Genomic DNA, 13,878 nt, shown 5'->3' with positions numbered 1-13,878 from the left:
GCGGGCATGGGCAAGGGGCGGTTCGAGGCGTTCAGCGATGGCGTTCTGGCCATCATCATCACCATCATGGTTCTGGAGCTCAAGGTGCCGCACGGCGCTGAGCTGGCCGTGCTCGGGCCCCTGATCCCGGTGTTTCTCAGCTATGTGCTGAGCTTCATCTATGTCGGCATCTACTGGAACAATCACCATCACATGCTGCACGCGGTGACCTCGGTCACCGGCCCGATCCTGTGGGCCAATCTTCACCTGCTGTTCTGGCTGTCACTGGTGCCGTTCGTCACGGCCTGGATGGGCGAGAACCATTTCGCGTCCATACCGGTGGCGCTTTATGGCGGCGTGATGTTGATGTGCGCCCTGGCTTTCATGCTGCTGGCGAGACTGATGACCCGGCACGAGGGTGCGGAGTCGAAACTCGCCCTGGCCCTTGGCAAGGACTACAAGAGCAAGCTTTCGCTGGCGCTTTACGTCGCCGGCATCGGCCTGGCCTTCGTCAATTCCTGGGTGGCTGTCGGCTGCTATGTCGCTGTGGCGGTGATCTGGTTCGTGCCTGACCGACGTATCGAACGCGTGCTTAAGGCGGGCTAAAGCGTCGCGCGGAAAAGTGGATGCCGGTTTTCCGCAAAAGCGACGCGAAAACCGAAAACTAGAGTGGTGCGTGCGATTTCTTGATCACGCGCGCCGCCCTATTTCAAACGGGCGTTTGCGCCTTTCGCCAGACCCGGTCATGTTGCGCGCAACGAGACTTGCCACAACACGATTGGGGAGGGGCGCATGAACCCGACGGCCGAATTCGACATCATCGTTTATGGCGCCAGCGGCTTCACCGGCCGGTTAGTGGCCGAGTACCTGGCCCGGCAATACGGCGTCGGCGGCAAGGTCCGCTGGGCGATGGCCGGGCGGAGCCTCGACAAGCTGGCCGCCGTTCGCGACGAGATTGGCGCGCCCCCTGAGACGCCGCTGGTCACCGCTGACGCTGACGACGCCGAATCCCTGAACGCCATGGTCCTCCGGACCAAGGCCGTGCTGACCACGGTCGGCCCTTATCAGCTGTATGGTAACGCCCTGGTCGCCGCCTGCGCCGCAGCCGGGACCGACTATCTGGACCTCTGCGGCGAGCCGGCCTGGATGCGCCAGATGATCGACGCGCACGAGGCGACGGCGAAGAAGTCCGGCGCGCGGATCGTGTTCTCGTGCGGCTTCGACTCCATCCCGTTCGAACTGGGCGTCTGGTTCCTGCAGCAGGAGGCCGGCAGGACTCTGGGCGGGCCGGTTCCCCGCGTGAAGGGCCGGGTGCGCGGCATGAAGGGTGGATTCTCGGGCGGTACGGCCGCCAGCCTGAAGGCGACCATGGCCGCCGCGGCGCGTGATCCTGCGCTGGTGGCCTTGCTCAAGAACCCGTTCGCCCTGGTTCCCGGCTTTGAGGGTCCCGCCCAGCCATCGGGGAACAAGCCCATGCTGGACGAGGACCTGGGCGTGTGGGCCGCGCCGTTCGTGATGGCCGCGATCAACACCCGCAACGTGCACCGCTCCAACGCCCTACTGGGCCAGGCCTATGGCGCCGACTTTGTCTATGACGAGATGATGCTTACCGGGCCGGGCGAACAGGGCGAGCAGATCGCCCAGATGATCGCGGCTTCCGGCGGAGGTTTGGGCGGCGAGGGCGGTCCCAAGCCGGGAGAAGGCCCTAGCAAGGAAGAGCGCGAGACGGGTTTCTACGACGTGCTGTTCCTGGGCATCGCCGCCGACGGCCGCCAGGTGCGGGCCAGCGTCAAGGGCGACAAGGATCCCGGCTATGGCTCGACGTCCAAGATGATCGCCGAGTCGGCGATCTGTCTGGTGACCGAGGCGACCGATGTGGCGGGCGGCATCTGGACGCCGGGCGCGGCCATGCAGGGCAAGCTGGTGGCGCGGCTGCAGGCGAATGCGGGCCTCACGTTCGCGGTGGAATGATCCTTCTCCCCTTGTGGGAGAAGGTGGCGGCCGAAGGCCGACGGATAAGGGGTGGATCAGCCTATCGGAAAGGCCAGCGCGACCCCTCACCCGGCCCTTCGGGTCACCCTCTCCCGCAAGGGGAGAGGGAAAGACTCGCGTGAGCGACATCGTCTGGCTCTAGAGAAAAACTGGCTGCGCAAGCGACGGAATTCACCCTAAGGTCGCTTCAAACAAGTGTTCGGGGAAAGACGGAATGGCTTTACGTCGGTTGATCGGGACCGCTCTGGCGGTCGGATATCTGGCGCTCGGTGCGCCGCTTCTGGCGGCTCCCAGGAGCAGCCCGTCCGTCACCCTTGCGCCCGCGTCGCCTGAAAGCGTCGGCTTCTCCAGTGAGCGACTGAAGCGTCTCGACGCCAGCATGCAGGCCCTGGTCGACCAGGGCCATCTGCCGGGCGTCACCACCATGGTCGTTCGCCACGGCAAGGTCGTCGCCTTCGAAGTCCACGGCAAGAAGGGCTTCGATGGCCCGCCGATGACCAAGGACACCATCTTCCGGATCTACAGCCAGACCAAGCCAGTGACCGGCGTGGCGATGATGATGCTGTTCGAGGAGGGCAAGTGGCGCCTCGACGATCCGGTCAGCAAGTATATCCCCGAGTTCGCCAATCTGCGCGTCTACAAGGGCCAGAACCCGGACGGGACCTTCATCACCGAAGCGGCCAGTCGTCCGCCGACCATGCGCGAGATCATGAGCCACACTGCGGGCTTCGCCTATGGCCTGATCCCGGACAATCCCGTCGACAAGGCCTATGTCTCGACGGGCGTCCTAGGCGCCAAGACGGGTCAGGAGTTCATCGACAAGATCGCCGCCTTGCCGCTGGTCGGTCAGCCCGGCGCGCAGTGGAAGTACAGCGCCTCGGTCGATATCCAGGGCTACATCATCGAGAAGCTATCGGGGATGTCGCTGGCCGACTTCATGCGCACCCGCATCTTCGAGCCGCTGAAGATGATCGATACCGGCTTCTATCTGCCGGCTGCCAAGGCTGACCGCATGGCCTCGATCTATGTCTGGAGCCCCAAGGTCCAGAAGCTGGTCCCGGCCGAGGGCTTCATGGTGCTGGACATTAGCAAGCCGCCGGTGGTCGCCTCAGGCGGCGGCGGGCTGGTCTCGACCAATGCCGACTATGCCCGCTTCGCCCAGATGATCCTCAACGGCGGCGAGCTGGACGGCGCGCGGATCCTGTCGCCGGGCACGATCAAGCTGATGGGCGCCAATCACCTGAATGGCGACATCATGACCGGTAAGGAAGGCTCGTTCCGCCATGAACGGGGGCAGGGCTTTGGTCTGGACTTCATGGTCATCACCGATCCCGCCAAGGCCGGCGTGATGGCCGGCGAGGGCACGATCAGCTGGGGCGGCGCGGCCGGCACCTGGTTCTGGATCGACCCGAAGAACGATCTGTTCTTTCTGGGCATGATCCACATTCTCAACAAGGACGGCGATCCGGCCCTGCGCAATCTCGACGACATCAGCCAGCAGCTGGTTTATCAGGCGCTGGTCGACCCTTCGAAATAGCCAAGTAAAACAACAAGAAAGGACCAGGGAGCGAGCGCCATGAAGGCCGCCGTCTATTATGAAACCGGTTCGCCGGACGTGCTTCGCTATGAGGATGTCGCCGATCCGGCCTGCCACGCCTCAGGCGTTGTGATCCGGGTCGAGGCCGTCAGCATTGAGGGCGGCGACACCCTCAATCGCGGCGGCGGCCAGATGGCCGGCAGCCCGCACATCGTGGGCTATCAGGCGGCCGGCGAAATCGTCGAGGTCGGCGCGGACGTCACCCACCTGAAGGTCGGCCAGAAAGTCGTCACCGTGAACGCGTTCGGCTCGCATGCCGAACTGCGCTCCGTGCCGGCCCGCAACGCCTGGCCGATCCCGGAAGGGTTCGACATCCTCAAGGCCTCGGCTATTCCGGTGCCGTTCGGCACGGCCCATGAGTGCCTGTTTGGTCATGGTCAGCTGAAAGCGGGCGAGACCGTGCTGATCCAGGCCGGGGCCAGCGCCCTGGGCATCGCCGCCATCCAGTTGGCCAAGCGTGCGGGGGCGACGGTGCTGGCCACCGCCTCCAGCGACGAAAGGCTGGAGCGCCTGAAGGTGTTTGGCCTCGACCACGGCATCAACTATGGCCGCGACGACACGGTCGAGCAGGTCATGAAGCTGACCGGCGGCAAGGGCGTCGACCTGGTGGTCGATCCCGTCGGCGGAGCGACCCTGAAGGCCAGCCTGGGCTCGCTGGGCTATCGCGGCCGGGTTTCGCTGGTCGGCAATGCCGGGCGCGAGCCGATGATGGTGGATGTCTCATCCTTGATGGGTGGAAACCGTCGGCTGTCGGGCGTCTTCCTGGGCGCGGAGATCATGACCGACCGGGTGCATGACCTGATCCAGACCCTGATCGAGGAGGCCGCGCGCGGCGAGCTGCAGGTGCTGATCGACAGGACCTTCCCCCTGTCGGAAGCCGCCGCCGCCCACGCCTATATCGAGAGCCGCCAGGCCGTTGGCCGCGTGTTGCTGATCCCATGACCAATCGCGTTCTGGCCCACACAGGCGCCAAATATCCCATCGTCCAGGCCCCTATGGGCTGGATCGCTCGCTATCCCCTGGCTTCGGCGGTGTCGCGAGCCGGCGGGCTGGGCATCATCGAGACCTCGTCCGGCGAGACCGAGACCTGCAAGGCCGAGATCGGCAAGATGGCCGAGACCGGCCTGCCGTTCGGTGTGAACCTGCCCATCATGTTCCTGCGCGACGACTCGATGCTGAAGTTCGTCTGCGAGAGCGGGGTCAAGTTCGTCACCACCTCGGCGGGCAGCCCGGCCAAGTTCATCGGCCCCCTGAAGGACGCCGGCATCGTCGTCTATCACGCCGTGCCCACGGTCGACGCGGCGGTCAAATGCGCAGAGGCGGGCATCGATGGCCTTGTCGTCGAGGGCGCCGAGGGCGGCGGCTTCAAGAACCCCGAGGAGGTCTCGACCCTGGTCCTGCTGCAGGCCATCCGCGCTCGCGTGGACGTGCCGCTGATCGCGGCCGGCGGCATCTGTGACGGACGCGGCATGGCTGCGGCGTTCGCTCTAGGCGCCGAGGCGATCCAGATGGGCACGCGTTTCGTCAGCTCGGCCGAGAGCCCGGTGCACGAGAACTACAAGGCTGCGATCACCGGCGGCAAGGAGACGGGCACCTGGATCCTCAACAAGAAGTCCAGCCCCTGCATCCGGGCCCTGAAGTCCGAGCGCACCAAGACCATCTACGATGAAGGCCTGATGCCGCCCGACGCTCTGAAGGGCATCCTCGGCGTCTATTTCGGCGGCGACATGGAGGCGGCTCCGGCCCTGGCCGGCCAGACCGTCGGCCTGATCGACGAGGTCAAGACAGCCAAGCAGATCATCGACGAGACCGTCGCCCAGTTTCACGACATCACGGGGCGTCTCGGCGCTCTGGCCGCCGCGCGCGGCTTCTAAGGGATCATGACCATGAACAACCTCTTCTCGCTCGAAGGCCGCGTCGCGGTCGTCACCGGCGGCTCGCGCGGCATCGGTGCGATGATCGCCAAGGGCTTCCTGACCTATGGCGCCAAGCGCGTCTATATCACCGCCCGCAAGGCCGCCGCCTGCGACGCCGCCGCTGAAGAGCTCAGCCAGTACGGCGAGTGCATCTCGCTGCCGGGCGACGTTTCCACGATGGAAGGCATCGAAGGCCTGACCAAGCGTCTGCTTGAGGCTGAACCCAAGCTCGACATCCTGGTCAACAACGCCGGCGCAGCCTGGGGCGCGGCGTTCGACGAGTTCCCCGAGAGCGGCTGGGACAAGGTCGTCGACCTCAACATGAAGACCCCGTTCTTCCTGACCCAGGCCCTGATCGCCCCGCTGCGCGCGGCGGCCAAGGACCGCGTGGCCAAGGTGATCAACATCTGCTCGATCGACGGCCAGTCGGTGGCCCGCGAAGAAACCTATCCCTACGGCGCGTCCAAGGCGGGTCTGCTGCATCTGACCAAGCGGATGGCCCTGCGTCTGGCGCCCGAGAACATCGCCGTCAGCGCCATCGCGCCCGGCGCCTTTGCCTCGGACATGAACAAGGTCGCACGCGACCACGCTGAGGCGGTGTCAAAAGCCATTCCGGCCGGCCGTATCGGCACGGACGAGGACATGGCCGGCACGGCGATCTTCCTGGCCTCGCGGGCCGGCGACTATGTGATGGGTTCGGCCGTCACGGTGGACGGCGGCGTCAGCTTCGCGCGCTAGGATCTAGAGATCGTGCAGGATGGCAGGCTGGGCGTCGCTCATGTCCAGCTCGCCATCGTCGGCTTCGCGCAGCAGGTTCAGGGCCCGGGGTGACCGCGCGCCACGCTCGCGGGCCGACATCAGGGCCCAGCCGCCGGGCTTGAGGATTTCCAGGGGCGAGAAGCGGGCCTTGTAAGCCATCTTCTCGCTGCCGGGGACCCAGTAGCCGAGATAGACATAGGGCAGGCCCGTCTGCTGGGCCTGGACCATGTGATCCAGAATGATGAACGAGCCCAGGCTGCGCTTGGTCATGGTCGGATCGTAGAAGCTGTAGACCAGTGACAGGCCGTCAGCGAGAACGTCCACCAGCACGCAGGCGATCAGGTCGCCGGGGCCTCGATCCATGGAGCGGCTGCGGTACTCGATCAGATGGGTGCGGACCGCGGTGTCCTCGACCATCGCCACATAGTCGGGCCAGGTCATCTCCGCCATGCCGCCATCAGCGTGGCGGGTCAGCAGGTAGCGCCGCAGGAGCTCGAACTGCTCCAGCGTCGCTTCGGATTCCACCAGATGCCGTTCCAGGTCGTCATTGCGGGCCAGCACCTTCCGCTCGGACCGCGAGAAGACGTAGTCGGCGACGGGCGAGCGGGCCGACTGGCAGGCGCGACAGGTCTCGCAGGCCGGCCGATAGGCGATGTTCTGGGAGCGACGGAAGCCAACCTGGGTCAGGCTGTCATTCACCGTGGGGCCATCCGACAGCGGGAGGTGAGCGAAGACCTTACGCTCTTCCCGGCCCGGCAAATAGGGGCAGGGGGTCGGCGCCGTGAGGAAGAACCGAAGCTGTCGCGTCGGAAAATGCTGCGTCACGAAAGCGCCCGTCCCCTGTTCAGCGGCCTTTGGCCGTCATGTGATTAGGCGGCATGCCGCCCGTTTTCGCAAGCGTCACCGAAGCCTCGCGCGGCTTACCGTCACAGGCCATCGGGCAGCACCGGCTTTTCGCGCAACAAGACGATCGAAATGCGTCGATTGCCGGCCAGGGTAGGGTCGTCGGCATAAAGAGGTTCGGAATTGGCCTTGCCCGAGACTTGGTAGATACGGTCGTCACCGACCCCGGCGTTGCGCAGCACCAGGCGCGCGGCGTCGGCGCGGGTGGCCGAGAGGGCCCAGTCGCTGTCGCTCTTGCGGCCCAGGGCGTTGGCGCTGGTGTGGCCTGAAACGGTGACCCGGTTGGGTAGCTGGTTGACGATCTTGGCCACGGCGCGAAGCAGGATTCGGGCCCGGTCGTTGGGCTCCTTCGAGTTCTCCTTGAACATCGAGCGGCCTTCCTGGTCGATCAACTGGATCCGCATGCCCTCAGGGGTCTGGTCGATCATGATCTGCTTGGACAGCTCGGCCAGCTCCGGCATTTCCTGCAACGACTGGCGCAGAGACTGGGCCGCCGAGGCGAAGCTGTCCTGTTCCTTCTTGGCCAGGGCGTCGCGCAGAGCCTCTTCGCTGGCCGAATCGAGGCTGGCGGTCGTCGAGCTCTGGCCTTCCTTGTCGGTTTGATCGGGCGCTTCAGGCGCCATTTGCTGGACGACCGACAGCTTGCCCTCTGCCTTGGCGCCGTCGTCGCCGAGCGAGGTGCCGCCGAGGATGCCGCCCGAGCCACTGGTGGTCGAAGAGATGCTTGCCGGGGCGAAATAGTCGGCAATGCCTTGTTTTTGTTCGGGACTTGTTGAGTTCAGCAGCCACATCAGCAGGAAGAAGGCCATCATCGCGGTCACGAAATCGGCGTAGGCAACTTTCCACGCGCCGCCATGGTGGCCGCCGCCGACCACCTTCTTGACCTTCTTGATAATGATCGGCTGTTCGCCGCTGACGGCCATCGTGCTTAAGCCTGCTTAACCCTGTTCAACGGAAGTTGCCCTGCGGACGTTAAGATGGGGTTGCGAAGCGGAGGCTGGCGGGCGAAATCGCAGGCTCCACAGGGAGTGCTTGGCATGAAGACGGCGTTTATCGGCCTGGGCGTGATGGGCTACCCGATGGCGGGTCATCTGAAGGCCGCCGGCCACGAGGTTTCCGTCTTCAATCGCAGCCCCGAAAAGGCCCGGCGCTGGGCGGTCGAGCACGGCGGCGCGGCCTTCGAGACCGTCGAGGAAACCGTCGCCGGTTGCGACCTGATCGTCCTGTGCGTCGGCGATGACGACGACGTCCGCGGCGTTGTGGCGCGCGCGCTTCCTGCGATGTCCAAGGGCGCGGTGATCGTCGACCACACCACCACCTCGGCCACCGTGGCCCGTGAGATGGCCGACCTGGCTGCGCAGAGCGGCTGCTTCTTCATCGACGCACCGGTTTCGGGTGGCCAGGCCGGGGCCGTGAATGGTCAGCTGACCATCATGGCCGGCGGCGATGCGGCGGCCTTTGCCAGGATCGAGCCGGTCATCAACGCCTATGCCAAGGCCATCCGCCGCATGGGCGAGGTGGGTACGGGACAGCTGACCAAGATGTGCAACCAGATCGCCATCGCCGGCCTGGTCCAGGGCGTGGCCGAGGCGCTGCACTTCGCCAAGCGGGCCGGCCTGCCCACCGACGACGTGCTGGCGGCGATCTCCAAGGGCGCGGCCCAATCCTGGCAGATGGAAAACCGCTGGGCGACGATGGCGCAGGGCAAGTTCGACTTCGGCTTCGCGGTCGACTGGATGCGCAAGGATCTGGGCATCGCGCTCGAGGAGGCCGGTCGCAATGGCGCCAACCTGGAGAGCACCGCTATGATCGATCAGTTCTACGCCGAGGTGCAGGCCATGGGTGGCCATCGCTGGGATACGTCCAGCCTCGTCGCACGGTTGGAGACGTAGCTCATGCGCAAGCTGGCGATCACCCTGGCGGCCTTCGCCGCGCTCCTGGCTCTGGCCGCCATGGCCGCCCCGGTCGTCGCGCCCAAAGAGGGCGACTTCGTCACGCGAGACTTCAAGTTTCGCTCGGGCGAGGTGCTGCCGGAGCTGCGCCTGCACTACACCACCTTCGGCGAGCCCACGCGGGACGCAAGCGGCCGGGTGACCAATGCGGTGATGGTGCTGCATGGCACCGGCGGCACGGGCAAGCAGTTCCTCAGCCCACAGTTCGCCGACGAGTTGCTGGTCCCGGGCGGCCTGCTGGATCCAGCCAAATACTATGTGATCCTTCCGGACGGCATCGGGCACGGCAAGTCGTCCAAGCCCAGCGACGGCCTGCACGCGCGCTTTCCGCAGTACGACTATGACGACATGGTCGCCGCCCAGCACCTGCTGCTGACGAAGGGCCTGAAGGTCGATCGCCTGCGCCTGCTGATGGGCACGTCGATGGGCTGCATGCACGGCTTTGTCTGGGGCGAGACCTATCCTGATTTCGCCGACGCCCTGGCCCCGTTCGCCTGCCTGCCCAACGAGATCGCGGGCCGCAACCGCATGTGGCGCAAGCTGCTGATCGACGCGATCAAGCAGGATCCGGCCTGGAAGGGCGGGGACTATGTCGACCAACCCAAGGCGGGCCTGCGCACGGCGCTGGGTCTGCTGATGGTGGCCGGCCTCTCGCCGCTGCCCGCCCAGATCGCCAGCCCGACCCGGCAGGCCGCCGACAAGGCCGTGGACGACTACTTCACCGCCCGGCTGCCGCCGCTGGACGCCAATGACCTGATCTATGCCGTCGGCGCCTCTCGCACCTATGATCCGTCGCCGAAGCTGGAGACCATCACCGCGCCGGTGCTGTGGATCAACTCGGCCGACGACTTCATCAATCCGCCGGAGCTGGGTATCGCCGAGGCTCAGGCCAGGCGGCTGAAGAACGGGACGTTCGTGCTGCTGCCGATCAGCGAGAAGACCAAGGGTCACGGCAGCCACACCTGGGCGGTGCTCTGGAAGGACAGGCTGGCGGCGTTCCTGAAGGCGACGGAGCGGTAGTCAAGCTCCGGAACGCCCCCTCCGTCACCTCGCCTCCCATCTTTGCTTGAGGGCGGCGCCGCGCCTCCTCCCCCGCAAGCGGGGCAGGAGGGTGCGGCTGTTTTTCTCCTGCCCCGTATCGAAGCGTGCGGGGGAGGTGGCGCGCTGCGAATACGCAGCGTGACGGAGGGGGCGTTCCGGCGCTGGCCGACTACTCCGCCGCCATGGCCGGCGTGAATTGGTCCCGCAAACCCATCAACCGCGCGCGGTTGTCGTGGTCCCAGGGATGGAAGCTTGGGCGATACCAAGCCCAGTATTCGTTGGCGCAGCGGCGGAAGAGGCCGGGCGTCCCGAACAGGAACCACAGCACCTTGGCGCGGGCGACGCCGCGCTTCATGCCGTCGGCGACCAGCAGGTCCGAGGCGTAAATGGTGATGTTGCGGGTGAACATGATGCTGATCAGCACCATCACCCGGACGCGCAGGCGGTAACGATCGAGCGGCTTCCAGCCCTTGGTGACTTCCTGGAAGACGTCGAAGGCCACGGCCTTGTGCTCGGTCTCTTCCAGGGCATGCCACTGCCACAGGCGCTTCATTTCGGGATCAGTGTTCTTGAACAGGTCGTCCTCGCGCATGAACGAGTCGGCCATCATCGAGGTGAAGTGTTCCAGCGCGATGGTCGCGCCCAGCATGGCCATCGGGCCGCGGCCGCGAACCATGGCCGTGCGCTCCTTCACCTGGGCCTCAATCGCCGCCACCGGATAGCGGTTGCGGTCCAGGCCGCCGTTCATCGCTACGTGCTCGCGCGAGTGGATGGCTTCCTGGGTAATGAAGGCCTTGGCGTCGTCCAGCAGCTTACCTGACAGCTTGGGCCGATAGTGGCGCACAGCGTCCATGAACAGGCGCTCGCCATCGGGGAAGGTCAGGGAGAGGGCGTTGAACACTGCGGTTCCCACAACATCGCCTCCCAGCCAGGCACCCTTTCCGACCGCTTGAGTGTCGAAATGCAGGTCGCGCGGGGTGACGGTGACGTCTTCGGGTGTGGTGCGTGGCGTGGCCATAGCGTTCAATCCTGCCTCGGGATAGGGCTTGTCGTTGCAAGCCTCGTTGCAGATTGGCCTTACCGACAAAAATGTCAATAGCGCATTCTGACTGCCGCACCCGGCACCGCCGTTCGCCTGAGGCGTCACGCGACAATATCCTGGCCGCCGCCGAGGCGATCCTGCTGGCTTCCGGACCGCAGGATCTCAAGCTGGTCGAGGTGGCCAAGGGCGCCGGCGTGGCCAACGCCACCGTGCTGCACCATTTCGGCTCGATTGACGGCGTGCAGACCGCCCTGATGGAGCGGATGATCCGTCAGCTGGTCGACGATGTGCTGTCCATCACCGTGGCGGAGGGGCAGGGCGCGGCCTTTGCCGGCGCCGGCATGCTGGCTCTATTCGACGCCTTTGAAGCCCAGGGCGCGGCGCGCTTGGCCGCCTGGCTGGCGCTGACCGGCGAGGCGTCTCGCATGACCGGCGTCCGGGGCGCGGTTCAGGAGGTGATCGATGCGCGCATCAGCCAGATCGACGGCGTCTCGGCCGAGGTGATGGGCGACTTCATCCTGGGCTGCGTGACCTACGCCTTGGGGGTCGGCCTGTTCGGCGCGCCGCTGGGCGAGCTGCTGGGCAAGCCGCCGGGCCGGGCGCGGGAAGTTGCCCTGGGCATCCTGCAGGCGCGACTGGACGCAGCGGCGCGCGGCGCCTAGAGGGCCGCCAGAACCACGCGCATAAGGGGCGCCAGGCGGATGTCGCCCGGCGCGGCGACGTCGATCCAGGCCATCTCCTCGATTTCGGCGCGCACCCCGATCTCGCCCTCGACCCTGGCCAGATAGGTCGCCGCGCGAACAAGATGGTCCGGTTCGTTGGCGGCCGGCGCCTCGAACCGTCCCAGCAGCGTAGCCTCGACCAGCCGACAGCCCAGTTCCTCTTCGAGCTCGCGCGCCAGGGCCGTCAGGTCGTTCTCGCCCGGCTCGCGCTTGCCGCCGGGCTTCATGAAGATCGCCGTGCCGTGCTTGCGGACCACCAGCATGCGGCCGGCGTCGTCGCGGATGACGGCGGTGACGATGTCGATGACCTTGGTGGTCATCTTACCCCAGCTTCTCCGCCGCCCACGGCGCGAAATAGCTGATGATCCCGGCCGCGCCGGCCCGCTTGAAGGCGGTCAGGCTTTCGAGGACGGCGCGTTCCTCGTCGATCCAGCCGTTCATGCCGGCGGCCTTGATCATCGCGTACTCGCCCGACACCTGGAAGGCGTAGGTGGGCATGCGGAACTCGTCGACCAAGCGGCGCAGGATATCCAGATACGGCATACCCGGCTTGACCATGACCATGTCGGCCCCCTCGGCGATGTCGAGGGCGACCTCGCGGATGGCTTCCTCGGTGTTGGCCGGGTCCATCTGATAGGTTTTTTTGTCACCCTGGCCGCCGGCCAGCTTGGCCGAGCCGATGGCGTCGCGATACGGGCCATAGAAGGCCGAGGCGTATTTGGCGGCGTAGGACATGATCAGTGTGTCCTGGAAGTTTGCGCCCTCCAGGGCGGCGCGCAGGGCGCCGATACGGCCGTCCATCATGTCGGACGGCGCCAGGATGTCTGCGCCCGCTTCCGCCTGCATCAGACCCTGCTCGATCAGGCGCTCGATGGTGGGATCGTTCAGGATCCGACCGCCCTCGACCACGCCGTCGTGACCGTGGTCGGTGAAGGGGTCCAGGGCCACGTCGCACATGATGCCGACCTCGGGGGCGGCGTCCTTCATGGCTTTGACGGCGCGGGGAATGACGCCGTTCGGATCGGCGGCGATCGAGCCGGTCGCGTCCTTCCGGGCCCCGTCGATGTGCGGGAAGATGGCGATGGCCGGAATGCCCAGGTCACGGGCCCGAACGGCGGCCTTGGCGGCTTCCTTTACGCTCAGGCGCTCGACGCCTGGCATGGAGGCGACCGGGATCACGCCTTCGCCTTCATGCACCACCATCGACCAGATCAGATCTGATGGCCGCACCTCGGTCTCGCGGACCAGGCGGCGGGTCCAGTCGGCCTGGCGAACGCGGCGCAGGCGGGTGGCGGGGTAGGGGGCGAGCGGAGGCGTGGTCATGGTCTAGGGTTTCGCGCGGTCGGGCGCGCGAGGCAAGGCGCCCCGATCCTTAAATGGGCCGCTTAGGGCGTGACGGAGGACGCCATGACCGACGCCGCGTCGACCCGGGTCCAGATCTGCGACTTGCAGATAATGCCGCCTAGCACGCAGCCCTTGGCGCGCAGGGTCTTGGCGTCCAGCACCTCGGCGGCGCCCGAGAAGGTCATGTTCAGGTCCGGGACGAAGACCTTGCCGCGCCACGCGCCGTTCTTGTCGGGGGCAAAGTCGCGGAGAAGCCGCAGACCGATCAGATTGGCCGAGCCGCCCTTGCGAGAGTCCGCCTTGGCGCGTTCGCTGGCCCAGACCACGACGCCGCAGGCGGTTTCACCACAGTCCTTGATCTCGAGATGGACGCTGTTCTTGGGATTGCGCCAGACGCCATAGGTGCCCGTCGTGTCGGCTGCCTGAGCCGAAACCGCGGCCATGCCAAGGATCGCCGAGACCGCAACAATGGCAAGTTTAACGATACGCATCTAGTCGGCGCCTCCAGCGACCCGCAGAGTTGGGGCCAGCTCGAGACATTAGCAAGTGGGCGCGCGTCCCACGTGATGTCACGACGTGTAACAGCAGGTTTCGCCGGCGACGGTCAGAGCGCACTAGCCCGACCGTCGCC

15 protein-coding genes are annotated in these 13,878 nt (G+C 66.1%); 9 read left to right on the top strand and 6 right to left on the bottom strand.

Annotation, left to right across the window (positions count from 1 at the left end):
- Nucleotides 1-6 precede the first annotated feature (6 nt).
- The 6 genes from ACN2C8_RS09330 (at nucleotide 7) to ACN2C8_RS09305 (ending at nucleotide 6,222) form a co-directional block, all read left to right on the top strand.
- Nucleotides 7-585: a TMEM175 family protein gene (locus ACN2C8_RS09330; protein WP_419255641.1), complete on the top strand. Its 579-nt coding sequence runs from the start codon at nucleotides 7-9 to the stop codon at nucleotides 583-585.
- 186 nt (nucleotides 586-771) lie between these two features.
- Complete coding sequence (locus ACN2C8_RS09325) at nucleotides 772-1,950, top strand: saccharopine dehydrogenase family protein (protein WP_419255640.1); 1,179 nt, start codon at nucleotides 772-774, stop codon at nucleotides 1,948-1,950.
- Nucleotides 1,951-2,185: 235 nt separating this feature from the next.
- The gene (locus ACN2C8_RS09320; protein WP_419255639.1) at nucleotides 2,186-3,508 is read left to right on the top strand and encodes a serine hydrolase domain-containing protein; all 1,323 of its coding nucleotides are present in this window, start codon (nucleotides 2,186-2,188) and stop codon (nucleotides 3,506-3,508) included.
- Between the two features lie 39 nt (nucleotides 3,509-3,547).
- Complete coding sequence (locus ACN2C8_RS09315; RefSeq protein ID WP_419255638.1) at nucleotides 3,548-4,510, top strand: quinone oxidoreductase family protein; 963 nt, start codon at nucleotides 3,548-3,550, stop codon at nucleotides 4,508-4,510.
- Nucleotides 4,507-5,442 (top strand): NAD(P)H-dependent flavin oxidoreductase, encoded by a 936-nt coding sequence (locus ACN2C8_RS09310; RefSeq protein WP_419255637.1) that lies wholly within the window; start codon nucleotides 4,507-4,509, stop codon nucleotides 5,440-5,442. The genes ACN2C8_RS09315 and ACN2C8_RS09310 overlap by 4 nt, the downstream gene beginning before the upstream one ends.
- A 12-nt stretch (nucleotides 5,443-5,454) precedes the next feature.
- Entirely contained in the window at nucleotides 5,455-6,222 is a 768-nt protein-coding gene (locus tag ACN2C8_RS09305) for an SDR family NAD(P)-dependent oxidoreductase (protein ID WP_419255636.1), read from the top strand.
- 3 nt (nucleotides 6,223-6,225) lie between these two features.
- Here ACN2C8_RS09305 and ACN2C8_RS09300 read toward each other — a convergent pair whose 3' ends face one another.
- Nucleotides 6,226-7,068 carry an arginyltransferase gene (locus tag ACN2C8_RS09300; protein ID WP_419255635.1) on the bottom strand — a complete coding sequence of 281 codons (843 nt, stop codon included), beginning with the start codon at nucleotides 7,066-7,068 and terminating at the stop codon, nucleotides 6,226-6,228.
- 101 nt (nucleotides 7,069-7,169) lie between these two features.
- Complete coding sequence (locus tag ACN2C8_RS09295) at nucleotides 7,170-8,069, bottom strand: flagellar motor protein MotB (RefSeq protein ID WP_419255634.1); 900 nt, start codon at nucleotides 8,067-8,069, stop codon at nucleotides 7,170-7,172.
- A 114-nt stretch (nucleotides 8,070-8,183) separates the two neighbouring features.
- Here ACN2C8_RS09295 and ACN2C8_RS09290 point away from each other — a divergent pair, with 114 nt between their 5' ends.
- Nucleotides 8,184-9,038, top strand: a complete 855-nt coding sequence (locus ACN2C8_RS09290) for an NAD(P)-dependent oxidoreductase (RefSeq protein WP_419262240.1) — start codon at nucleotides 8,184-8,186, stop codon at nucleotides 9,036-9,038.
- A gap of 3 nt (nucleotides 9,039-9,041) precedes the next feature.
- On the top strand, nucleotides 9,042-10,118 hold the full coding sequence (locus tag ACN2C8_RS09285; RefSeq protein WP_419255632.1) for an alpha/beta fold hydrolase: 1,077 nt from the start codon (nucleotides 9,042-9,044) through the stop codon (nucleotides 10,116-10,118).
- A 190-nt stretch (nucleotides 10,119-10,308) separates the two neighbouring features.
- Here ACN2C8_RS09285 and ACN2C8_RS09280 read toward each other — a convergent pair whose 3' ends face one another.
- Nucleotides 10,309-11,157, bottom strand: a complete 849-nt coding sequence (locus ACN2C8_RS09280; protein ID WP_419255631.1) for a metal-dependent hydrolase — start codon at nucleotides 11,155-11,157, stop codon at nucleotides 10,309-10,311.
- 71 nt (nucleotides 11,158-11,228) lie between these two features.
- On the opposite strand from ACN2C8_RS09280, the gene ACN2C8_RS09275 reads away from it, so the two are divergent.
- Entirely contained in the window at nucleotides 11,229-11,843 is a 615-nt protein-coding gene (locus tag ACN2C8_RS09275; RefSeq protein WP_419255630.1) for a TetR family transcriptional regulator, read from the top strand.
- Here ACN2C8_RS09275 and ACN2C8_RS09270 read toward each other — a convergent pair.
- The 3 genes from ACN2C8_RS09270 to ACN2C8_RS09260 all read right to left on the bottom strand — a co-directional run bounded on the left by ACN2C8_RS09270 (nucleotide 11,840) and on the right by ACN2C8_RS09260 (nucleotide 13,738).
- Nucleotides 11,840-12,223: an NUDIX hydrolase gene (locus tag ACN2C8_RS09270; RefSeq protein WP_419255629.1), complete on the bottom strand. Its 384-nt coding sequence runs from the start codon at nucleotides 12,221-12,223 to the stop codon at nucleotides 11,840-11,842. The two genes, ACN2C8_RS09275 and ACN2C8_RS09270, sit on opposite strands and share 4 nt — an antisense overlap.
- Before the next feature lies 1 nt (nucleotide 12,224).
- A complete protein-coding gene (gene hemB / locus ACN2C8_RS09265; protein ID WP_419255628.1) occupies nucleotides 12,225-13,226 on the bottom strand; it encodes a porphobilinogen synthase in 1,002 nt (333 codons plus the stop codon).
- A 62-nt stretch (nucleotides 13,227-13,288) separates the two neighbouring features.
- Nucleotides 13,289-13,738, bottom strand: coding sequence for a DUF2147 domain-containing protein (locus tag ACN2C8_RS09260; RefSeq protein WP_419255627.1), 450 nt, complete (start codon nucleotides 13,736-13,738; stop codon nucleotides 13,289-13,291).
- Nucleotides 13,739-13,878 lie beyond the last annotated feature (140 nt).

Origin of the sequence: Caulobacter sp. ErkDOM-C (genome assembly GCF_048541825.1) — a bacterium.
Taxonomy (GTDB): domain Bacteria; phylum Pseudomonadota; class Alphaproteobacteria; order Caulobacterales; family Caulobacteraceae; genus Caulobacter.
This window is presented reverse-complemented; position numbering and strand designations above follow the sequence as displayed.